General features: G+C 42.3%; 21 protein-coding genes, 4 tRNA genes and 1 other annotated feature. Of the genes, 6 read left to right on the plus strand and 19 right to left on the minus strand.

Going from position 1 to position 21,486, the window contains the following annotated elements:
* Window positions 1–3: 3 nt before the first annotated feature.
* A complete protein-coding gene (locus MHI11_RS20345) occupies window positions 4–864 on the minus strand; it encodes an SAM hydrolase/SAM-dependent halogenase family protein (protein WP_340962237.1) in 861 nt (286 codons plus the stop codon).
* Between the two features lie 110 nt (window positions 865–974).
* Window positions 975–1,245 (minus strand) — a binding site (T-box leader).
* A 192-nt stretch (window positions 1,246–1,437) separates the two neighbouring features.
* Between MHI11_RS20345 and MHI11_RS20350 the strand changes: the two genes are divergently transcribed.
* Both MHI11_RS20350 and MHI11_RS20355 read left to right on the plus strand, forming a co-directional pair.
* Window positions 1,438–2,124, plus strand: coding sequence for an ABC transporter permease subunit (locus tag MHI11_RS20350; protein ID WP_065097607.1), 687 nt, complete (start codon window positions 1,438–1,440; stop codon window positions 2,122–2,124).
* A complete protein-coding gene (locus tag MHI11_RS20355; RefSeq protein ID WP_340962238.1) occupies window positions 2,125–3,006 on the plus strand; it encodes an ABC transporter ATP-binding protein in 882 nt (293 codons plus the stop codon).
* Between the two features lie 38 nt (window positions 3,007–3,044).
* On the opposite strand, the gene MHI11_RS20360 is transcribed toward MHI11_RS20355, so the two are convergent.
* The 11 genes from MHI11_RS20360 to MHI11_RS20410 all read right to left on the minus strand — a co-directional run bounded on the left by MHI11_RS20360 (window position 3,045) and on the right by MHI11_RS20410 (window position 11,182).
* Window positions 3,045–3,509 (minus strand): GNAT family N-acetyltransferase, encoded by a 465-nt coding sequence (locus tag MHI11_RS20360; protein WP_217012611.1) that lies wholly within the window; start codon window positions 3,507–3,509, stop codon window positions 3,045–3,047.
* Window positions 3,510–3,577: 68 nt separating this feature from the next.
* On the minus strand, window positions 3,578–4,768 hold the full coding sequence (locus MHI11_RS20365; protein ID WP_445661871.1) for a S1C family serine protease: 1,191 nt from the start codon (window positions 4,766–4,768) through the stop codon (window positions 3,578–3,580).
* A gap of 78 nt (window positions 4,769–4,846) precedes the next feature.
* Window positions 4,847–5,641, minus strand: a complete 795-nt coding sequence (locus MHI11_RS20370; RefSeq protein ID WP_340962240.1) for an MBL fold metallo-hydrolase — start codon at window positions 5,639–5,641, stop codon at window positions 4,847–4,849.
* Between the two features lie 6 nt (window positions 5,642–5,647).
* Window positions 5,648–6,511, minus strand: coding sequence for a two-component system regulatory protein YycI (locus MHI11_RS20375; protein ID WP_003215210.1), 864 nt, complete (start codon window positions 6,509–6,511; stop codon window positions 5,648–5,650).
* Window positions 6,498–7,877, minus strand: coding sequence for a two-component system activity regulator YycH (gene yycH / locus MHI11_RS20380; protein ID WP_340962241.1), 1,380 nt, complete (start codon window positions 7,875–7,877; stop codon window positions 6,498–6,500). Before yycH ends, MHI11_RS20375 begins: the two co-directional genes overlap by 14 nt.
* Window positions 7,867–9,705 carry a cell wall metabolism sensor histidine kinase WalK gene (gene walK, locus MHI11_RS20385; protein WP_044139069.1) on the minus strand — a complete coding sequence of 613 codons (1,839 nt, stop codon included), beginning with the start codon at window positions 9,703–9,705 and terminating at the stop codon, window positions 7,867–7,869. Before walK ends, yycH begins: the two co-directional genes overlap by 11 nt.
* Window positions 9,706–9,712: 7 nt before the next feature.
* The gene (yycF, locus tag MHI11_RS20390; RefSeq protein WP_003215017.1) at window positions 9,713–10,420 is read right to left on the minus strand and encodes a response regulator YycF; all 708 of its coding nucleotides are present in this window, start codon (window positions 10,418–10,420) and stop codon (window positions 9,713–9,715) included.
* 350 nt (window positions 10,421–10,770) lie between these two features.
* Window positions 10,771–10,843: transfer RNA gene (locus tag MHI11_RS20395), tRNA-Phe, on the minus strand.
* A 27-nt stretch (window positions 10,844–10,870) separates the two neighbouring features.
* Window positions 10,871–10,947: transfer RNA gene (locus MHI11_RS20400), tRNA-Asp, on the minus strand.
* An 81-nt stretch (window positions 10,948–11,028) separates the two neighbouring features.
* Window positions 11,029–11,100: transfer RNA gene (locus MHI11_RS20405), tRNA-Glu, on the minus strand.
* A gap of 6 nt (window positions 11,101–11,106) precedes the next feature.
* A tRNA-Lys gene (locus tag MHI11_RS20410) sits at window positions 11,107–11,182 on the minus strand.
* A 342-nt stretch (window positions 11,183–11,524) separates the two neighbouring features.
* On the opposite strand from MHI11_RS20410, the gene MHI11_RS20415 reads away from it, so the two are divergent.
* On the plus strand, window positions 11,525–12,043 hold the full coding sequence (locus MHI11_RS20415) for a peroxiredoxin family protein (protein ID WP_065097598.1): 519 nt from the start codon (window positions 11,525–11,527) through the stop codon (window positions 12,041–12,043).
* A gap of 34 nt (window positions 12,044–12,077) precedes the next feature.
* On the opposite strand, the gene MHI11_RS20420 is transcribed toward MHI11_RS20415, so the two are convergent.
* The 4 genes from MHI11_RS20420 to MHI11_RS20435 all read right to left on the minus strand — a co-directional run bounded on the left by MHI11_RS20420 (window position 12,078) and on the right by MHI11_RS20435 (window position 15,660).
* The gene (locus MHI11_RS20420) at window positions 12,078–12,287 is read right to left on the minus strand and encodes a hypothetical protein (protein ID WP_106065888.1); all 210 of its coding nucleotides are present in this window, start codon (window positions 12,285–12,287) and stop codon (window positions 12,078–12,080) included.
* Window positions 12,288–12,302: 15 nt separating this feature from the next.
* Window positions 12,303–13,436: a DUF418 domain-containing protein gene (locus MHI11_RS20425; RefSeq protein ID WP_340962244.1), complete on the minus strand. Its 1,134-nt coding sequence runs from the start codon at window positions 13,434–13,436 to the stop codon at window positions 12,303–12,305.
* A gap of 136 nt (window positions 13,437–13,572) precedes the next feature.
* On the minus strand, window positions 13,573–14,862 hold the full coding sequence (locus tag MHI11_RS20430; RefSeq protein WP_340962246.1) for an adenylosuccinate synthase: 1,290 nt from the start codon (window positions 14,860–14,862) through the stop codon (window positions 13,573–13,575).
* 216 nt (window positions 14,863–15,078) lie between these two features.
* The gene (locus tag MHI11_RS20435; protein ID WP_044139063.1) at window positions 15,079–15,660 is read right to left on the minus strand and encodes a TetR/AcrR family transcriptional regulator; all 582 of its coding nucleotides are present in this window, start codon (window positions 15,658–15,660) and stop codon (window positions 15,079–15,081) included.
* 136 nt (window positions 15,661–15,796) lie between these two features.
* Between MHI11_RS20435 and MHI11_RS20440 the strand changes: the two genes are divergently transcribed.
* Window positions 15,797–17,002, plus strand: a complete 1,206-nt coding sequence (locus MHI11_RS20440; protein WP_044139062.1) for a cytochrome P450 — start codon at window positions 15,797–15,799, stop codon at window positions 17,000–17,002.
* A gap of 32 nt (window positions 17,003–17,034) precedes the next feature.
* Here MHI11_RS20440 and MHI11_RS20445 read toward each other — a convergent pair whose 3' ends face one another.
* From MHI11_RS20445 to MHI11_RS20455, 3 genes are all read right to left on the minus strand, one after another.
* Window positions 17,035–17,448, minus strand: a complete 414-nt coding sequence (locus MHI11_RS20445) for a VOC family protein (protein WP_044139061.1) — start codon at window positions 17,446–17,448, stop codon at window positions 17,035–17,037.
* Window positions 17,449–17,577: 129 nt separating this feature from the next.
* On the minus strand, window positions 17,578–18,942 hold the full coding sequence (dnaB, locus tag MHI11_RS20450; RefSeq protein ID WP_003214779.1) for a replicative DNA helicase: 1,365 nt from the start codon (window positions 18,940–18,942) through the stop codon (window positions 17,578–17,580).
* Between the two features lie 243 nt (window positions 18,943–19,185).
* A complete protein-coding gene (locus MHI11_RS20455; protein WP_044139059.1) occupies window positions 19,186–20,043 on the minus strand; it encodes a hypothetical protein in 858 nt (285 codons plus the stop codon).
* Between the two features lie 109 nt (window positions 20,044–20,152).
* Here MHI11_RS20455 and MHI11_RS20460 point away from each other — a divergent pair, with 109 nt between their 5' ends.
* Window positions 20,153–21,073: a DUF4885 family protein gene (locus MHI11_RS20460; RefSeq protein WP_340962247.1), complete on the plus strand. Its 921-nt coding sequence runs from the start codon at window positions 20,153–20,155 to the stop codon at window positions 21,071–21,073.
* 91 nt (window positions 21,074–21,164) lie between these two features.
* On the plus strand, window positions 21,165–21,299 hold the full coding sequence (locus tag MHI11_RS20465; RefSeq protein WP_258395159.1) for a hypothetical protein: 135 nt from the start codon (window positions 21,165–21,167) through the stop codon (window positions 21,297–21,299).
* Window positions 21,300–21,486: the final 187 nt, after the last annotated feature.

Here is a 21,486-nt window from a genome sequence, read left to right on the forward strand (position 1 = left end):
CTCTTATTCGTATATAATGCGCGGAGCTTTGCGAATCGAAAGGCGCCAGCCTGTGCCTGTTCCGATGTTATAAGCCTTTGCAAATGACCCTTGATTGATCGCCACGCCTAAATGATCGAGTGAATTGACATATACGAGTGGTTCGCCTACCTTTAAATCGGCAAAAGATCGTCCATAGGTCATGATATTTTTATACACATTTTTTGGCCCGTTGGCAATGGTAACTTCTATTGCATCCCCATAATTGATTGAAAGCTGCTCAAATAGCGTATGATGAATGTTTGTCCAAAGGTTTCCGAACCTCACATCTAAAATATCAATCGTTCCTGTGATGACCTCTTCTTTCGCATAAGCCTGTACGACTGGAAGGTGAATAATATCATCAATATCCGCCTTTGGCCCAACCTCTTCAAAAGAAATCTCACCTGAAGCGATTCTCGCCCCTGTATACGCGTAAATATCTCTCCCGTGGAATGTATGTGATTTTCCCGACTTCGGCAGTCGGTTAATGGTTTCATCTAAATAACGGGCTTCCGCTATGCCAATATCCTGTGCGACGTGCGTGAGTGTCCCGTTATCTGGGGTAATGATGTAGTGCGAGCTTGTGGTTTTGACGACAAGACTCTTTCTTTCTGACCCTACGCCTGGGTCAACGACGGATACGAATACCGTCTCTTCTGGCCAGTATGTAACGGTTTGGAGCAGGCGGTAAGATGCCTCCCAAATGTCATACTGCGGAATATTGTGTGTTAGATCAAAAAGCCGGATGCTGCTGCTGACCGTATTTGCCACTCCGTACATAGCGCTGACTGCTCCATCATCAATACCGAAATCTGATTGTAAAACCAATGCATGTTCACTCATGTCAATCTCCCTTTCATTTGAAAAAATGGATGTGGTGTTTCACGTGGAACATTTGAACATTTGTATGAAAAAAGTGGACAATAAAAAATACCCCATCCTTATCTTTGAATCATAAGGACGAGGTATTTGTCTCGTGGTACCACCTTTATTTACTGTTTGCTCGCGCTAAACAGCCTCTACAAGTACAAAGCTCCAATCTGGCTCATATACTGTGGTTTTGATAACGAGTACCAACTCTCGTCGTGTCCTACTAATATCATAGATATGTTCAGCACGAGGCTCAGAGACCATTTTTCAAATCATTATTTTTGCTTCTTTTCAGCTGCCGAAGCTCTCTGTGGAAAAATTGATGATTGTACTTTCTCTCGTCATTGCCTGTTTAACTATCTTGAATTAAAGCTATCATACATGATGTTTTTTGATAAATCAAGATATTTTTCTGAACATTTTCAAAAGTGAGTCAACCGGTGTTGAAAGAGTCTTCTTTTTATAAAATTTAAACAAATGTTAAAGAGCGAGATATGGTGTCTTTCCTTTCTAGCGGTATAATAAAGATGAAGGGAGGTACAGCGTGTGTGGACCATCTGTATGAATGAGTTTAAGCAGCTCTTCAAAAGCACAAAATCCATTTTAACAATTGTTATTATTTTCATTTTATCTACTTTTGTTTCAACTCTACCGTTTATTGCTGCTCATCAGGACAAATGGGAGGCAAAGGATCCTTATTCCATTGGGAATGAACTGGTGATGTCGTTATTTGGTTTCTTCCTTATTTTCTTATTGTCTCACGATATTTTAAGCCGAGAAATTCATTTGAAAACCATTCGTTTTCTCGTCAGTAAAACTACTCGTTTGAACATTATTATCGGGAAATATCTTGGACTGATGCTGTTTTGGCTTAGCTGTATTATGACGACATACGTACTGAATATGGTGATTTCACATCGTTTTCTGTTCTCTGATGCGTTAAAAATCTTAACCTTTATCAGTGTCGGTATCTCATGTGCTTTATTTTTGTCCATGCTCTTTCCAACCCCGCAGAAATCAATGTTTGTTGGGATGTTGTTTTCCTTTCTTTTCCCAATCGTCAGTATGATATCTGTTCTTTCTTCAGAACGATTGATTCATTGGTTCCAATATATGACGCCTTATTATTATGTGCGCTTGAGTGAGCCGCTGACCTATGTACTCATGAATACAGCATTGACCGTTATCTTACTCATTGGAACAGCACTCCTATTTCAAAGGAGGGATGTCTAAATGCTACATACAAAAGAACTCACAAAAAAATATCGGACAAAAGTCGCGATAGATCACATTACCCTTGATGTCAATCAAGGTGATATTTTCGGGCTCATTGGACCGAAGGGTTCTGGTAAGACGACGTTTTTCAATATCATTACGGGAATTTCCCGGCCAACCTCTGGGACGTTTACGATGATGAATATGCCTTCATTAAAAAAGGTGAGGCAGCATATCGGTGTTCTGCCTGAATATACGGATTTATATGAAGGGCTTACGGCACTTGAACATATTGCCTACTTATCAAAAATCACCGGAACGCGCCAGAAAACGAGTGATTATGAAGAACTGCTCGAATTTGTCGGCTTAGATCGCTATCATCAGGAAAAGGTCGGTTCCTTCACACCTGGTATGAAGAAACGGCTCGGCATGGCGCAGGCTATCGCCCATCGACCTGAATTTATTTTACTCGACGAGCCTTTTGCTGATATCGACGCAGATTCGATCTTGCACATCCAGCAGGTCATTGACACGTTAAAACATGAAGGGAAAACCGTCTTTTTAACGGCTGACCGCCCAAGGTTCACAAATAGTATCTGTACAAAAACTGCTTTTATTTCTGAAGGAAAATTAGTGTCCCTCCATACACATCCTCAAGAGAAAACCATCACATCCTCAAACATACGTGCAACCTTCAAGCATGCGTGGATTGATGATGAGGTGAAGCCTGTTCTCACGCAGTACTTACAAACTGTTGGAACAGATCTTGTGATCAGTGATGACGAGACCTCATTGTTGATTCGTTCAGAAGCCCAAGTCCCATCGATCATCCGTGCTTTCGTGAAATGCAAAGTTGATTTATACAGAGTCACGGCTCAGGATGCCATGAGCACCTCATAAAAAGTACCGTACGCGATCCGCACGGTACTTCTTCTTTTTTATAAAGGTTTACTCATATAGATTCCAGTTTCTGCAAATCCGGTCTTCTCGTACAGTGAACGGGCAATTTGATTGTGAGCAAAAACATGAAGCGAGAGTTTCTGCACGCCTAATGACTTTGCTTGCTCCTCTAATGCAGCAATGGCCTGCTTTGCAAAGCCTTTGCCTCGATAGGCTTCGAATAAGAAAAAGTTATAAATGAATCCTTCTTTCTGCGGATGATTGGGGTCATAACAAAGCCAAACCCAGCCAATCGCTTCTTCCCCATTTAAGAAATTCCATAGCTCATGATGCTCTGTCTGCAGACCTTCGGGAAGTAGCCGATCAAATTGTTCTTCGGCGTTTGCAAGTGATTCTTCCTTCTCCCAAGTGCCTGCGAGTACCTTTTCTTCTGCGTACCGCTGAATGGCCTTCTTCATCAATACATCGTAATCCGTTTGTGACATTGGTTGTAGTGTAACCAATCGTACCGCCCCCTTTCCTCCATCATATGATGAGCATGCAATAAAAACCAGTCCCCTCAAGGAACTGGTTAGCCACCGAATCGGTCGGTTTGAGAAAGTTTGATCTCTACTGATTTTTTCTTTCCACTTCGGTAAAACTGCACCTTTACCTTGTCGCCGACTTTCTTTTGATATAAATACTTACGAAGGTCTACGATATTCTGTACACTCTTGCCATCAAAGGAAGTGACGACATCCAGCTCTTTTAGTCCCGCTTTTCCTGCCGGAGACAAAGGCTCGACACTCATCACGACAACCCCTGATGTGACGTTAGACGGCAGCTTCAGCGTTTCCTGCCAGTGATAGCTCGCAATATCAGCTAATGATTTCATGCCAACGCCTAGATACGGACGCTTCACCTCTCCGTAGCGCTCTAAATCCTCTATGACAGGGATAACGAGATTCGCCGGGATAGACAGTCCAATACCTTCTACCTCTGATTCAGCAATCTTCATTGAGTTGATGCCGATCACTTTTCCGTCCATATTGATCAAAGCACCGCCGCTGTTGCCTGGATTGATGGCGGCATCTGTTTGCAGTACCTCCGCATTCCAATCCGCCTGTCCGTCTCCATTCGAGTCCACAGGAATTGCACGTTCCGTTCCAGAAATGACACCTTGTGTGACAGAGCCTGCGAATTCAAGCCCTAATGGATTTCCAATGGCGATAACTGGCTCACCGGGCTTCACATGATCTGAATTGCCAAAGGCGGCGGTCTTCTTGATCTTATCACTTTTGACGGTGAGAACCGCTAAATCCATAAGCTGATCGCTTCCGACAAGATTGGCGCCAATTCTTGTCCCATCCTGAAGACTCACTTCAAGCTGATTGGCACCTTTGATGACGTGATGGTTGGTCACGATATAAAAGGTGTCACCCTTTTTCTTATAAATCACACCTGACCCGCTGCCTGCCTCTCCGCCTTCTTCCCAAAAGCTCGACTTTTGGATATTAATGACGCCGACAACCGTATCCGACATATGAGATACGACTTTTGTGACCGCATCATTGACGTTCACATTGACGGTCTTTAAAGGGCCCTGTGCTGCTTGCCCATCTCCGTTCTGCTGCCACCCAAAGGGACTGCCGCTCTGTCCTGACACATAGGGGAAAAAGAATCCCATTAAAAAAGCTCCTACCAATACACCGATCAGACCAGATAGGAAATATCCTTTTCTGCTTCGTCTCGGCTTCCACTCTACATCGCGATAATCCACTATGTTTCCTTCCTTTCAGTGAATAGATGATGTATATAGTGTTGGTAAGAAGCCCTTATCTTAATCATACGATTGTAAAAATCATACGGCGCAAAGCGGGGTTGCTTTTTTCGGGTCCGTATCATATAAATCAAAGCCATCCCCGACAACAAAGCCTTTCATCTCAAGCGTCTGCTGGACGGCCATACGGGCTAAATCCTTCATGTTGTTGTCTTGACTCAAATGAGCCAAGTAAATGCGTGAGGTGGCATCTCCAATGACATCTGTCATCGCAAGAGCCGCATCTTCATTTGATACATGTCCGACATCGCTCAGAATTCTGCGCTTAATGCTCCACGGGTATCGGCCCATTTGCAGCATACCGACATCATGATTGCTCTCAAATACAAATGTATTGGCTGACTGAATGATCCCTTTCATACGATCACTCACATAGCCTGTATCCGTCATTAGGGCAAGTTTGCGCCCGCAATAATGGAACACGTAAAACATGGGCTCAGCCGCATCATGTGAGACGCCAAAGGACTCAACATTGAGACCGCCAAAGGATTGGACGGTTTCCATATCAAAATGGAATTTTTGCTCTGTGTCAATCTTCCCGATATGAGACTCCATCGCCTTCCATGTTTTCGCATTTGCATAGACAGGGAGCTTGTACTTTCTTGCCATAACACCGAGCCCTTTAATATGATCTGAGTGCTCATGTGTCACAAAAATGCCGTCCAAGTCCTCAGGCTTGCGGTCGATTTGACCAAGCAGCTCGACCATCTGTTTGCCGCTTAACCCAGCATCCACTAAAAAGGCATGCTCGTCTGTTTCTAAATAAAAAGCGTTCCCCGTACTTCCGCTCGCTAGTACACTGAACTGCAAGCTCATGTTCTCTCACTCCATTGAGGATTTGTCATCTTTCTCTATATGATCAAGTGTTGAGCCATCAATGGCATTGATCAAATATTCTTCTTCTGTCTTTTTCTTTGAACTAGCTGATACGCCTTCAAGCTCGACTCGCCATACAGGCACCATGACCTGCGTGCTTGCACCTGGGTATTGCGTATAGTAGCCCAGCTCTACCTTTTTCACGGTCGTGTTTTGGCTCAGCATGTTTTGCGTATATAAATCCTTCACAGTTTCAAGCGCTGGCACTAGGGTTTCTTTTCTCACTTCATTAATCGATGTCACCATCGACTGCTGATACGATACGACCTCGTTTTTATCATTTAGATCTAGGGTGATTTTTCCGATGGTTTCGGAGTCATCAAGCCCCTCTTGGAAAATGTATTTCCCTTTATACGTTTGGAAAAAGACGATTTTCCCTGTCTCTTCATCAATACTCCACAGCTTATAATTCTTCCCATCCAGCAAACGCTGGTTCACAAGGTTTGCCGCCGCTGTTTTCATATCTTTTTTCGGCAAGGCCACTGGTTTATTGAAAGTCATTTCAAGCAGCGTGACAGGATCATCTTTGTCTCTTTTCGGGAATGTGCTTTTCGCCTTTTGATCAGCTAATTCGTCAACATCCTTTTTCGTATATTGCTTCTTTTCAGCTGTAATGCGATAGCCAATCTTCGCTTCATCTGATAGATTGCCATATTTGATCCCGTCTGCCTTCATTTCTTCCAGCGTATCCGTTTTTTCGATAATCGCAAAATGATCGGTTGATCGTTTTTCAAAGTATTGAAAACCTAGAAAGATATCGAGAACGAGAAAGGCTAGGATAAAGATCGTTTTGGTCTTATTCCACTCCATGATTCTCGCTCCCCTCTGTCAACAAATCATGCGATAGAATCACGGTTTTGCCATTGTATTTCATGCACCATACTGGCTCCAGCCAGACAAACATCGCTTGATCTTGATCTGATGCGGTGGAAACAGCTTGATAGGCCGGGAAAATTTGTTCAATTTTCTCAAGGTCATCATATTTCGTCTGCTTGACGATTAAGTCTTTCAACTCTGTCCCATTCATCAGCTTGACCTGTTCGCTCTGACTCGCTTTGTTGCCTAGAATATAGTTTGGACGCTTGTAATTCAAGATGTCGTCATTCGCCCACTGTACTTCAAGAGAGGTCATCCCAAATGGGTGCTTTGTACTGTTGACGATCGGTAGGCCATCCATAAACATATTAAAGGAAAGCTGCTGGTTGCTATTGATGCCAAAGTATTGATAGTCATCGGTAAAGCTCCCCGTATCATTGAAATACTTCACACTTCGCTTGATCAAATCGCCCGTTTGGAAAACGGTGCTGCTGTTGATATTGCGATGTTGATATTGGATGCGGTGGTCTTTTTGATTGGCTTCAAGGCGGCTTGTGCCATCTGTGTACACCGTTCGGTTTAAATTAGACTCCTCGCCGACTAGACTCGGATCCGTAAACAAAGCGTCCTTGAATTTGCTTGTCTTAATCGTTTCGATAAAGAACATTTTTGCTTCAAGCTGCTTTTGCTTTCTCGGAAGGAGGAAATCTCGTTTCGAATTCGCTGAGAATGTATAGAGATCATAGTGCGGCATCTCGTTTTGAGCAGCTGCGATACTGTCCATGAGATTCCGATAGTTAGCGGATTCTATTGTCAGCTCAAGCACCGTTTCCTTGCTGTATGAAACCAAATAAACTTTCTTATTGGCCTTGTCCTGCTGGGAGAACGGCACAATCATCCGGTCAAACGAATTGTATTCAATGGACTTATTCGGCCATTTAAACAACGCTTGGAAAATATCAATCGGAATCGGGTCATTGAACACAAGATCCAATGTCTTCCCCTGTCCTCCGCTTCCATAGAAGAAATTCTTAAATTTCTGCTCCGAATATTGATCTGACACATCCGAAATCTCTTTCACATCCCAAAGGCTCACATCATTCCAGAAGTTTTGAAAGAGTTCCTTTTGATCCACTTTAAAATGCTCCCCATTTGAATGGATGAACATCTCCCGCGGCTTCACGACATCAATGAGGCTTCTAGGCTCATCGCTTGATATCTTCTTCGTTTCCACGACCTTAGTGCCGGCATCTGCCTGGTCCTGCATGACGGGCTGGAACATCCAAATATTCCACGTAAACACAAGACTGATCGCAATTAGGATTGTCAATATTATGGTTTTAAAGGTCTCACGCTTCATCCCAATCATCCTCTTGTTCTTCATTGTACGGAAGGGTAAAGGTCACTGTTGTTCCTTTTCCTTCAATGCTGTCAGCCCAAATATCTCCGCCATGAGCCTGAACCATTTCTTTTGCAATCGCAAGGCCTAGGCCGGTTCCGCCAAGTTTTCTTGTTCTCGCCTTATCCACTCGATAAAAACGTTCAAAGATTTTATCCATATCCTTCTTCGGAATACCGATCCCTTCATCTTTGACGCTGAATAATACAAGACCATTCTCCTCATCCAGATCAACGGTAAACATGATATGTCCACCCTCTGGCGAGTATTTCATAGCATTGGAAATGATATTATCGAGCACTTGTGTGATTTTATCTTGATCAATTTCCACATATATTTCACGTTGCGGAAGATTGCGAATAAACTCGACATGCTGCTCCTTTGTCATTTCAAAACGATCAATGACCAATGAGATAAATCTGATAAAATTCGTCCACTCACGGTTGAATTGATAATCCTTGCTGTCGAACTTAGACAGCTGCAGCAGGTCATTAACAAGCCGGATCATGCGCTCTGTTTCATTTTGCGTAACACTGAGGAACCTTGGCGCAAGCTCTTTATCACCAATTGCGCCTTCAGCCAGAGCCTCAAGATAGCTTCGCATCGTCGTTAGCGGTGTGCGCAGCTCATGTGATACGTTTGCGACGAATTCACGGCGTTCTGCATCGATTTTCTCCTGCTCTGTGACGTCATAAATGACCGCAATTAAACCATCAATCTTCCCATGCTCTTTCTGAATCACTGAGAAATTGACACGCAAAACAGACAGCTGATCTTCGCGTTCGATTTCTATCAGCATGGAATCTTGATTTTCGACTAAATCTTCAAAGGTATGCGTGTCCTCGAGGCCCAGTAAGGACGTGATCGGCATCTCTAGTGCTGTTTCACGTGAAACATTCAGAAGCTCTAATGCTGGGCTGTTTAATAGAATAATGGCACCGTTTTGATTCGTAGCAATGACGCCATCCGTCATATAGGCAATGACCGAAGAAAGCTTTTTCCGCTCACCCTCCGTCATCAGCTGCGCTTCCTCCAGCTCTCTCGTCAGATGGTTAAAGGTTGTCGCAAGCTGGCCAATCTCGTCATGTCCATACTTTCGAACCTTTCTGGAAAAGTTCCCTTTGGCGAGCTCTATCGCTTGCTTTCTCATATCCGAGATTGGGTGTGTAATGGTTCTGAATATGAATATACCAAGTAGAGCGGTTATCCCAAGGGCGAGCAGCGTTCCCGTTGCCAAAATCGTATTAATGGTTCGCATTTGGTTAAAAACACTTTCCATGGATGAGACCACATAAATGACACCAACGGTTTCTTGGTTCTCATTTTTCACGGCTGTCGCTGATATGCGGACTCGTTTATTCGATTCTGGGTCATAGAATTTTTTCTCGTAGTCTTTGCCTACTGCGAAAATACGGCTAATGATTTGATCTGTGATTTTCTTGCCGGCAATCTCCTGACTGCCGTTATTCACAGAGGCAATCACCTCTCTGCTTCCGTCAATATAGCTGACTTCAGAAATTTCATTAGACTCATCTTTGTTGTTAAAGTCGTTTAATATCTTTTGAGCATCCTCTTTTAATTCTGCCTTGCTTTTCGATGAATCTTGTTCTAGGTAATACGATAACGAGTAGATTCGCTGATTCAAGGAATTATCATATGAATTAATTAAGGACTGCTCTAGCTGCTTCACAAAGTACACGCCAATGATCTGCATGGCGACGATGATCAGCAGCACGTAAATTAAGGTCAATTTAAAGTGAATCGAGCGAAAAAAACCTACTTTATTCATAAGAATCTTAGTCCTGCTCTGGGTTTCTTAAATAGTAGCCGACGCCTCGTCTTGTCACGATCCAGCTCGGGTGGCTAGGGTTGTCTTCAATTTTCTCACGAAGACGGCGGACGGTAACGTCTACTGTACGGACATCCCCGAAGTAATCGTAGCCCCAAACGGTTTGCAGCAAGTGCTCACGTGTCATGACCTGTCCGATATGTTTCGCTAAGTAATGAAGCAATTCGAACTCACGGTGCGTCAATTCAATCGTTTCCTCGCGCTTAGACACTACATACGCATCTGGATAAATGACAAGTGATCCAATTTCAATATCATTTGATTCAGATTCTTCCTCTGTCTGCGGCGTAGCAATTTGTCTTCTCAAATTCGCTTTCACACGGGCAAGCAGCTCGCGCGTGCTAAATGGCTTCGTCACATAATCATCTGCGCCAAGCTCAAGACCGATGACTTTATCAATTTCAGAGTCTTTTGCTGTCAGCATGATAATCGGCATGTCATATTTCTTTCTCACTTCACGGCATACCTCAACGCCATCTTTGTTCGGTAGCATAATGTCGAGCAGAATAATGTCCGGTTTGATTTCTTCTACCATTTCAAGGGCTTCATTGCCGTCATATGCACAATGAACCTCATAGCCCTCTTTTCTTAAGTTAAATTCCAATATATCAGCAATCGGTTTTTCATCATCTACGACAAGAATCTTTTTTTCCATTGTGATTTCCTCCTGCATTTTTAGCATCTATGTCATTCTATTTTTGCATGTCTCATCAGACCTTTTTCATTTGAGCAAAAAAGGCTCACTGTCTATTATAACGCTTTACGTGGCAAAGATAAAAATAATAACGGCTTTCTTTTCTAGTAAACGTTGGATAGGAAGACAATGCTCAAAAAAATGATGGTTTTTTTCCTTTTTTATTGAAACTTTTCCAGTCATCGATCGTCTATATAGATGTAACGTCTTCTTCTTATGGAGCCGGGCCCTACCTAGGTCCGGCTTCTCCCTTTTTATGCCTTTTTTTCATAAAATAAAAACGCACCTGCGATTGCAGATGCGTTTGGAAGTGGCTCGGGACGGAATCGAACCGCCGACACACGGATTTTCAGTCCGTTGCTCTACCAACTGAGCTACCGAGCCATCATCAAAAAGATGAATAAGTATAAATGGCGGTCCGGACGGGACTCGAACCCGCGACCTCCTGCGTGACAGGCAGGCATTCTAACCAACTGAACTACCGGACCTCAGTAACTTGCCCGAAAAAGCAATCGTGGTGCTCTTTCAAGCAAGTGAGGAAAAATTAGCTTAACGCTAAAGTAAATCAATGACCCGTACGGGATTCGAACCCGTGTTACCGCCGTGAAAGGGCGGTGTCTTAACCGCTTGACCAACGGGCCAATACATGGTGAGCCATGAAGGACTCGAACCTTCGACCCTCTGATTAAAAGTCAGATGCTCTACCAACTGAGCTAATGGCTCTCGGTTTGTGAAAAGTAATTCTGAAGAAGTTGTATTGCGTCAAACCAATCGCTTTAAAAAAGCTGGAACATCGCATCCTAACAAGTTTCAGAGACCTTTGCAACAACGAGATTTATAATATCATAGAGTAATTACATATGGCAATACGTTTTTCGACATTTTTTTAAAAAAAGTGTCGGATTTGAAATCTCATGCCAAATCTCTTCTGCTTGCAACCGCCTTCATTTTTACTGCCTCTTTTCATGACCTCTGCCTATTCAAGCACATAGAAACGTTTTAGACCGCTCGAAATTGGTTATACATGAAACAAGTAACATTGTGATTGAAAAAGGAGGAAGCAGTATGAGTTCATTTAAATTAGGAGATAAAATGCCCAATTTTTCACTTCCAACCATTCAGGGCGAACATATTGATTTTCACAAACATTTAGAGGAGCATCAAAGCTGGCACCTCATCGTCTTCTTTAGAGGCTCATGGTGCCCAGTATGTGTAGAAGAATTGAAAGAGCTTGAACAGCAGCAATCATACTTTCAAGACAAGGATATCCACTTAATGGCGATTTCAACGGATCATTCTGATGACTTGAAGGAATTTGCCGATAAAGAAGGACTATCCTTCCCAATCATGTCTGACAAGGACCTCACTTCATTAAAAGCATATGAAGTCCACTATCACGGAGAAGATGCTCCTTATGAAGATCACGGAGTGCACGGGGAACCTGCCTATTTCTTACTAAACGAAAAGGGCCAAGTCCTCTATCAGCAAAGACAAACAAGTCCGTTTGGCAGACCGCATGCCAACGAACTGCGCAAAATCATTCAGTACATCCGCAAAAACTTAAAAGGTCAATATAAAAGCTGAAATAAGAAAGAAGCCCTTGTCATGAGGGCTTCTTTTATGAACGCGTTTTATTATATAGCCAGTCTGCGGCGAAAAATACAAGGAGACCCGACATGAGAATCACAAAGGTGACGGGTGGTTTATCATCCTGAAAATATGAGTACAGCGAATGTCCTCCTAATGCGAGAAGATAAAAGATAAATGCCGGTCCTGCTGCTTTATGTGCATTCGCTTGTTCTTTTTTCGTACTTTTTTTGAAAAACATTGTAACGATTCCCCTTTATGCTGCTTTCTTCTTCGTCACCCGGAGAAGTGCCTGCGAACGAATATATTCCATTGGACCAATTCTCCAAACCTTTAGACAACATGCTGATATGGCGATTTGCAGAAGAGAAATGAGCAGCCATGCCAATACGATAAGAGGGGAAGTGATTTGCCCGCCAAGACCCAATCCCCAGCTATAAAAAAGAACCGAGCAGATGACATTTTGCAGGATGTAACAGCTGAGCGCCATTTTCCCTACATATTCAAACCAATTCCACATGAACCATGACTCCGTGCGTGCTAGAAGCTTCGCCACGACAGCAATATAGAAAAGAGAGAGGAATGGCGAAAACGCATAGCGCACCACGAATTCCACTAGTTCATTCGGAACGAAGACAAGTGCATTCAGCGGCAAACCCACCCACAGACCGATTCGGAATAATCTTTTCCGCAGAGATTGCCCGCGTTCATTTGCATAAAATACACCGGCTCTCATCATCCGCACCCCTAATAAAAACAAAAATGTGTTCATTGGAACGATAAAGATCGCTTCCTCACGGTACATGAAAAAGTGTTGTAATCGTTCTTGAACCTGCGAGATCCATGTCTCTGGCACCTGCTCTTCCAGCGCCGGTTCACTACTTTGATCATACGATGCGGTATCCATTTCAGAGAGGGCAAACACCATCAGACAGGACAGAACAAGCAGATGAATGACTCCAGAGAAGATCATGCCTCTTTTGATACGCTTGCTCCCTCCTCGTACAATAAATGCCACAAGCAAACCGGTGACAGCGTAACTCATGAGCACATCATATTCCATCACAAGTGCAAAATGGACAAAGCCTTCGATAAATAAAAATAAAAGAATCCATAAATATGTACCCGGCCAAGGCGTGTTTTTTCTTTTGGCCTGCTGGTATTTCAGCTCTAGCCCTACACCGAACATGATGGTAAGCAGTGAGAGCATTTTCCCATAGACGAACATGGAAACAAGGCTTTCTAGAAAACTGCCATGTTCATATTCATCTGCAATCTGATCTGTCGCAAAGGTATCCCCTGCATACGCAAAAAACCAGACGTTCGTTCCCAATGTACCTAATATGGCAAAACCTCTTAAAATATCTAATAATCTTATTCTTTCTTTCACTAGAACGCTCCTTCCCCCTATACAGTTATCATATTTTGGTAATGGTCGGAAGCCTGTTCTACTGAAATTAAGAAATATTTAAACAAAAAGACACCAGTAAAATGTGCAATTTTACTGGTGTCTGATCAGTCTATGATTATGGACGGTACACGCTGCGGACAACGTTCGTTTGTGAACGATCTGGACCGACTGAGAAAATGGAAAGTGGAATACCTGTTAATTGTGAAATGCGCTCTAAATAATGACGGGCATTTTCAGGCAGTTCGCTTAAATTCTTCACGCCTGTAATATCCTCTGTCCATCCTGGCATTTCTTCGTAGACAGGCTCACATTTCGCTAGTTCCTTTAGACTTGCTGGGAATTCTTCTGTGATTTCTCCGTTCAATTTATAAGCGACACAGATTTTCAATTTCTCAATCCCTGTCAGTACATCGATTGAGTTCAGAGATAAATCTGTAATACCGCTCACACGGCGCGCATGACGGACAACAACACTGTCAAACCAGCCAACACGGCGCGGGCGTCCAGTTGTTGTACCGTATTCACGGCCAACCTCACGGATTTGATCACCAATTTCATCATGGAGTTCTGTCGGGAATGGGCCATCTCCAACACGTGTTGTGTACGCTTTTGACACGCCGACCACATGTTGAATTTTCGTCGGTCCTACACCAGAACCAATCGTCACTCCTCCAGCCACTGGGTTAGATGACGTAACAAATGGATATGTCCCTTGATCGATATCAAGCATCACACCTTGTGCTCCTTCAAATAGCACGCGGCGGCCTTCATCTAGTGCGTCATTCAAGACAACAGATGTGTCCACGACATATTTTTTCACTTGCTGGCCATATTCATAATACTCGTCTAAAATATCTTCAATGTTGAAGCCTTCTGCGTCGTACATTTTCTCTAAAAGACGATTTTTCTCTTCTAGATTACGTGCAAGCTTCTCTTCAAATACTTCACGATCTAATAGATCTGCGACACGGATACCGATACGAGCTGCTTTGTCCATATAAGCTGGTCCGATTCCTTTTTTCGTCGTACCGATCTTGTTAGCCCCTTTCCGCTCTTCTTCTACCTCGTCCAATTTTAAATGGTAAGGCAAAATCACATGGGCTCTATTGCTGATTCTGAGGTTATCTGTACTCACATTCCGTTCGTGAAGATACGCAAGCTCAGTGACCAACGCTTTAGGATCAACCACCATTCCATTACCGATGACACAAGTTTTTTCTTTATAAAAAATACCGGACGGAATGAGGTGTAGCTTGTAAGTCACTCCATCAAATTTGATCGTGTGACCTGCATTGTTTCCCCCTTGATAACGGGCAATCACCTCTGCATTTTCTGAAAGGAAATCGGTAATTTTCCCTTTCCCTTCGTCACCCCACTGCGTACCTACTACGACTACTGAAGACATATCGTGCACCTCCGTTAACCTTTCAAAACGTTATCTCTTTCAAACACATTTATTTTATCAATGCAAAACGAAAAAGTCAACGCGAAATCCGAACATTAATATCTCGAAATCAAATTTTGTTCGTTTTAAATATGAGAAAAAGCGCTTTAATCACTTCTTCAGCGCTTAAAAAGGGAGATTTTGAGTAAAAACAACGATTTTGATTATTCTTACTTTCTATTGATTTTCAATTAAATGAATCATCGAGCTTGCCATAAAATCAGGTGAGTACGGTCTCCCTGTCCTCAGCCACCATTCAGCTGTTCCAACGTAAGCCGAAATGACGAATTGCTTCTGCATGTCGATAGGAACGAGATGCGGATCAAGTTTTGAGGCTGCCACCCCCTTTACCCCCAAAGAAAAGCTTTCTTCAAAAAAAGCACGAACCGTTTCATGAATATTGAGCTCTCGTCCTCGTTTCAAGAGAATTTGATACTCCTCTTCGTGTTCTTGCAAATGCTGATAAAATCGAAAAATATATACATATGCTGCATGTTCTTTTTCCAAATCACCTTCTTGTACAGGCGCAAAAATGGCACATTTCATCACATCAAACATCTCATCCATCACCTGCTGGGCAAGATCAAATTTATCCTCATAATGCTGATAAAAGGTCGTGCGGTGAATGCCCGCCACTTTCGTCAAATCCTGTACAGAAATCTTCCCCCATTCTTTCTCGCTTAATAACTGAAATAATGCTTTTCTTAATTGCTGCTTTGATTCCGTTGCGCGCTTATCCTCTCTGTAGCAGTCCGCCACAAGCCGCTCTCCCCTTCCTATTTTCTTCAACAGATTTTGCTTTTCTGTTGGTTGAATCCTCCAGGCTGATGAATTAACTTTAATCTAACACAATGAAAAAAAGGAAGCATCTGACAACCTATAAGGAGTGATGATCATGGAAACAACGACCCCAAGTGCCGTGCAAAAAACGTTATTAAGAGGAAAAAACAAGCAGGACCCGTATCACCCATTTGATTGGTATGCCAACATGCGCCAGACATCACCTGTTCATTTTGACGAAGCCAGCCGAACGTGGAGTGTATTCACCTACGAGGAAGCAAAACGTGTGACAATCGATAAAGATACCTTTTCGAGTCAGCCTCCTAAAAACCAGCGGAAGCATTCACTGATGAAAACAATGGTGATGATGGACCCTCCCAATCACACTCGTATCCGCTCCATTGTCAGCAAAGCCTTTACTCCTCGAGTCATGAAATTGTGGGAGCCTCGTATTCAAGAATTGATGGATGAACTCATGGCACAACTTGAAGGGAAAAAAGAGATAGACCTAGTGCAAGACATCTCTTATCCGCTTCCTGTCATTGTCATTGCAGAGCTTTTAGGTGTGCCGTCAGAGCATAAACAATCCTTTAAAGAATGGTCAGATATTCTCGTCAGCATGCCTAAAAGTGAAAATGAGGAGGATGTAGCTGAATGGCACAAAACACGTGACAAAGGAGAAGCTGACATGATGGCGTTTTTTGCAGACACCATTGAAAAGAAACGTCACAACCTCGGTGATGATTTGATTTCCCTCATTATTCAAGCGGAGGAGAATGGAGACAAACTGTCAGCGGATGAACTAATTCCATTTTGTAATCTTCTTCTTTTAGCCGGCAACGAAACAACTACCAACTTGATCTCCAATATGATCTTCAGCTTGTTAGAACAGCCGGGTGCGTATGAAGCGCTCGCCCAATCACCTGAACTCATCCCACGTGCAGTGGAGGAGGCCGTCCGTTTTCGTGCACCAGCTCCTACAATCGTCCGTTATGTCACAAAAGATACAGAGCTTGGAGGGGAAGTGTTGAAAAAGGGGGACAATGTGATTGTGTTTCTTGCTTCTGCCAACCGAGATGAGCGTCAATTTTCAAGCGCACATGAATTCGATATTCACCGCCACCCTAACCCTCATATTGGTTTCGGGCACGGCATCCATTTCTGTCTTGGCGCACCACTGGCACGTCTTGAAGCATGTACAGCTATAAAGATTTTAATCGAACGATATGAGGCGTTAGAGCTCCTTTCTTACGTTCCGATGACAAGCAGCAGCATGTATGGACTGAAAGAGCTGAAACTGCGTGTCACGCCTCGTTCATAACAGAAAAGACTCCCGGGCAAGGGAGTCTTTTTTTAAACGGGGGTGATTCCATCTGTGTTCATGAGCACAATGCGATACCCATCTGGATCTTCAATGGTTGCTCCTCCCCGTTCCCAATATGGATTTGTAGAGGTGACTTGCCGTCCGCCAAATGAGATCAACCTCTCTTTCATTTGCTGAAATTCCTCAGCATCTGGAATATAGAACACAAGAAGTTGTTCTGGATGCGGAGCGGGCAGGCTTTCTTCTTCTTCATGCTTCGTGATTTCTAAATGAACATGCTGATGAGGAAGTCCTAGCATGACACCATCATATCCTTCATGCTGATCAAAAGAACCTATTCGTTTGAGCCCTAAGCCTTCTTCATAAAAGGACACAACCTCTTCCATGTTGACGGTTGGGCGTGCGATGCGTAATTGAGCGGCTTCGAACTGTTGGAATTTCATCAGTCATCACTCCTTTTCTCCTTTTAGTATACGATTTCTCTGTCTTTCTCTCCTCCTCATTTCGATCGTTTTTCAATCATTCTTTCGATGTAGATCCATCAAAAAAAGCCCAGCTTCTTGAGCTGGGCTTTAAGCACCGGGCGGAACACCCGCATCGTCAAATCTTCTTTCCAGGTTGACGAATTTGTTATATTCTTTGACGAACGCCAGTGATACTGTACCAACTGGGCCGTTACGCTGTTTGGCAATGATGATTTCAATAATGTTCTTATTCTCTGATTCTTTGTCGTAGTAATCATCACGATAAAGGAATGCCACGATATCGGCATCCTGCTCGATACTTCCTGATTCACGAATATCAGACATCATCGGACGTTTGTCCTGACGCTGCTCTACTCCACGTGAAAGCTGAGACAAAGCAATAACTGGAACTTCAAGCTCCCTTGCCAGTGATTTTAATGCCCTAGAGATTTCAGAAACCTCTTGCTGACGGTTATCGCTTGATCGTCCGCTCCCTTGAATGAGCTGTAAGTAGTCAATCAGGATCATGCCAAGACCGTTTTCTTGCTTCAAGCGGCGGCATTTCGAACGAATTTCACTTACTCTGATTCCAGGCGTATCATCTATGAAAATCCCACTATTTGATAGCGAGCCCATCGCCATTGTCAGCTTGCCCCAGTCCTCTTCTGTCAGATTACCGGTTCTTAGGTTCTGTGCATTGATATTCCCCTCTGCACAAAGCATACGCATGACGAGCTGCTCAGCCCCCATCTCTAAACTAAAGATGGCGACACTTTCGTCCGTTTTGGTCGCAACATTTTGTGCGATGTTCAATGCGAAGGCTGTTTTCCCTACTGATGGACGAGCCGCTACAATAATTAAGTCATTTCGCTGGAATCCAGCTGTCATCCGGTCAAGCTCGGAGAAACCTGTTGGAATCCCTGTGATATCGCCTTTTCGGTTATGAAGCTGTTCAATATTATCATATGTCTGAACAAGCACGTCCTTAATGTTTTGGAAGGCTCCTGAGTTTTTACGCTGCGCCACTTCCATAATGGTCTTTTCAGCATCACTCAACAGATCCTCTACTTCATCCTCACGCGTGTACCCATCCTGTGCAATGGTTGTCGCCGTGCGGATCAGACGTCTTAAAATTGATTTCTCTTCTACAATTTTTGCATAGTATTCAATGTTTGCGGCAGTTGGGACGGAGTTCGCAATATCGGTTAAGTACGAAATCCCGCCTACCTCTTCTAGTAAATCTGTATTGGCCAGTTCAGAAGTCACCGTAACAAGATCGACCGGTTCCCCTCTATCACCAAGTACAAGCATCGCATTGTAAATCTTTTGATGCGACATTCTATAGAAATCCTCTGGAATTAAAACTTCAGAAGCGAGCGTGAGCGCAGATGGTTCTAAAAAAACAGCACCTAATACGGCCTGCTCGGCTTCTATATTTTGCGGCGGCAGCCGGTCATCGAGAAGTTCCGTCATGCCAAGCACCGTCCTTTCATAAAAAAATACGCTACTCATCATTTTAACATTTTCATCAATAAAAAAGTGAAAAACATCGACTATAGTCAAAATTACCATGAGGATGATTGATTGAACAGTGCCTTTAAATATATAGGAAGAAGGATTGAAAACGAAAGGCATGAATGGGGACGTAACAAAAGAGACAAGGCGTATTGCGCCTTGTCTCTTTATGGATGTTTAGCTGACCTTTCATTCAAACGATTAGAACCCGTCTGTGACATCATATTCGTAACGAATATCGGCTTTGACATTGCTCATAGTAGATCTCGCTGTAGCTTTTGCGTTGTACTTAAAGCTCCATTTTTGAGCCACTCTTAATTGATTTTCCAGAGAAATACGGTAAGAACCACTTGTTGCAGATGAAAACACGGATTCGTTCCAAATCTTGTTTTCATCAGCCATCAGCTTGTGAGTAACATTGCCTTGGTTAGGTGTTTGAGTGCTAGTCGTCGAAATCGATTTAACAACAGCATGTTTAGGAACTGCAGGATTATTAGTTAAATCCATTGTAATGACAGAAGAATCAACACCTGCTCGATTCAATGAAGAATTCCCTATGTTTGTAGCAGTTCCTATAAAATTAAATGTCCCAAATCCAGATTTAATACGATCTCGAATTGAGACGGTAAAATACATATTCCCTGTATATGTGCCACGAGTTACTTTCACAAAATAAGTTTCTGTTGTTGAAGTAACTTCACTAGTATTGGCATAAATAAATGGTGTAATGGAATAAGGATTCATAACCTCGGACCCAGTCATAGAATGTTTAGAATTATACACCTCTATTTTCATTCCTGTATATTGCTTATCATATGAACTTCGCACATAAACCCTTTCACCCTTATTGATCGTGAACTGATAATACGCTTCATTTTCACCTTCAGGTAAGATTGTCGTATCGGGACGACTATATTTCCAATCCCCCATAAAACTTGCTGTGCTCGGACTGTTATTTCCAGTAATAGCTGCTTCCGCTGAATTAGGTGCAAAAAAACTAGTAACTAGAACTAATACTAACGCTGGTAATAAAAAACGTTTAAAGATAGTATTTGTCATATTTTAACCCCCCTTGTAATAATTACTATATCGGTTCAAAACTAACAAATTTTAACTTAATTGCCGATATATTGAATAATCACTATTTTTTTGAAAAAGGAGAGTCGAAATGAATATTAATACGTCATACACGGCAGGTGCTTCAAACAATCAGAACCGAATAGACTATAAAGGTCAATTAGCTATTAAAAGTACAAATGAGGTGATGACAGAATCTGATAGACGAATGAAAATACTAGATGAAAAATACCAAAAAATAAATGAACAAAATAAACGTTTCAAAGACCCTCAAGACCATATATATGATAAGTATAGAAATCCATATTCCTCTTATTTCAGAAATGATTTAACTAAAGTGGAGAGAGAAGCTGCGTACACTATGGAAATGAGTTGGGCAAGGAATAATAAGGGTGGACAATACGATTTTAATGACGCCATCTTCCGGAATGAAAAACGTTACGATCCCACACTAGAAAGTATAGAAAAGAAAATACTCAATCGCCAAAAGGTAAACGAACAATTACAAGATTTATTCTCTAAAAACGGTATAAACATTCCCAAAAACACGAATTTAACTTTTACCATTGACCCAAATCATTTCAAATTAGTGGTGGGTGGATCAACAGATGAATCGCTGACCAAACAAATAGAAGACTTATTGAATACAACCAATAATACAAGAGAACTATTTTTCCATATTATGAAAAGTAGAAATGACGATTCTACTCAATTCATGCCGGATTCTCTTGCCAAGTTTCATCTTGTCAATCAAATTAAAACGGTGACAGGCTACAATTTAAAAGATTTAAGCATTGTAAACGGTCAATTTGTCACGGATAAGGGAACAAATATTTTTGATATATACAAAGAAGAACTCCTGAAAAATCCATACACAGCAGAAAATGCGCGCATTGCTGCTTCACATTATGGTGCACAGCTATTTGATCTAGCCAAAAACGGGTTTGATTCTATTCCTGATTTGGTATTATCTATTGGTTATCAAAATGGTTCTTTATATGATATTGGTTGAAGTGAAGAAGGATTCCTACAACAAAACTAGAACTTCCTAGAAGGATCAAATTGATTGTTGGTTTGATAGTTGTAATTTGAGGAGGGTTTATTTGTTATTTGTGGGGATTGCCATTCTCATTGTGCTTTTCATATCAAGTACCATGATTGAGAAAAGTTTAAACAGAATTGAAAAACAAAATGAACTCATCATAGAGCTGCTAAAAGAAAAGAGTTTTAAAAACTGATTCTCACCGGTGACCTTTTTAGAAAAGATAAGAAGCAGACCTTTGCTGTCTGCTTCTTTGTCATTCCATCTAATCCGGAACAATCATAAAGTCCACTTGAAATAACCCTTTCTGTACATCCACAGTGTGTTGTGAAAAAATCTATTAGAACGATCCCCTTATATGATATATTGGAACCTATAGATTG

The sequence above is a fragment of the Bacillus sp. FSL K6-3312 genome (assembly GCF_038007485.1).
Taxonomy (GTDB): Bacteria; Bacillota; Bacilli; order Bacillales; family Bacillaceae; genus Bacillus; species Bacillus pumilus.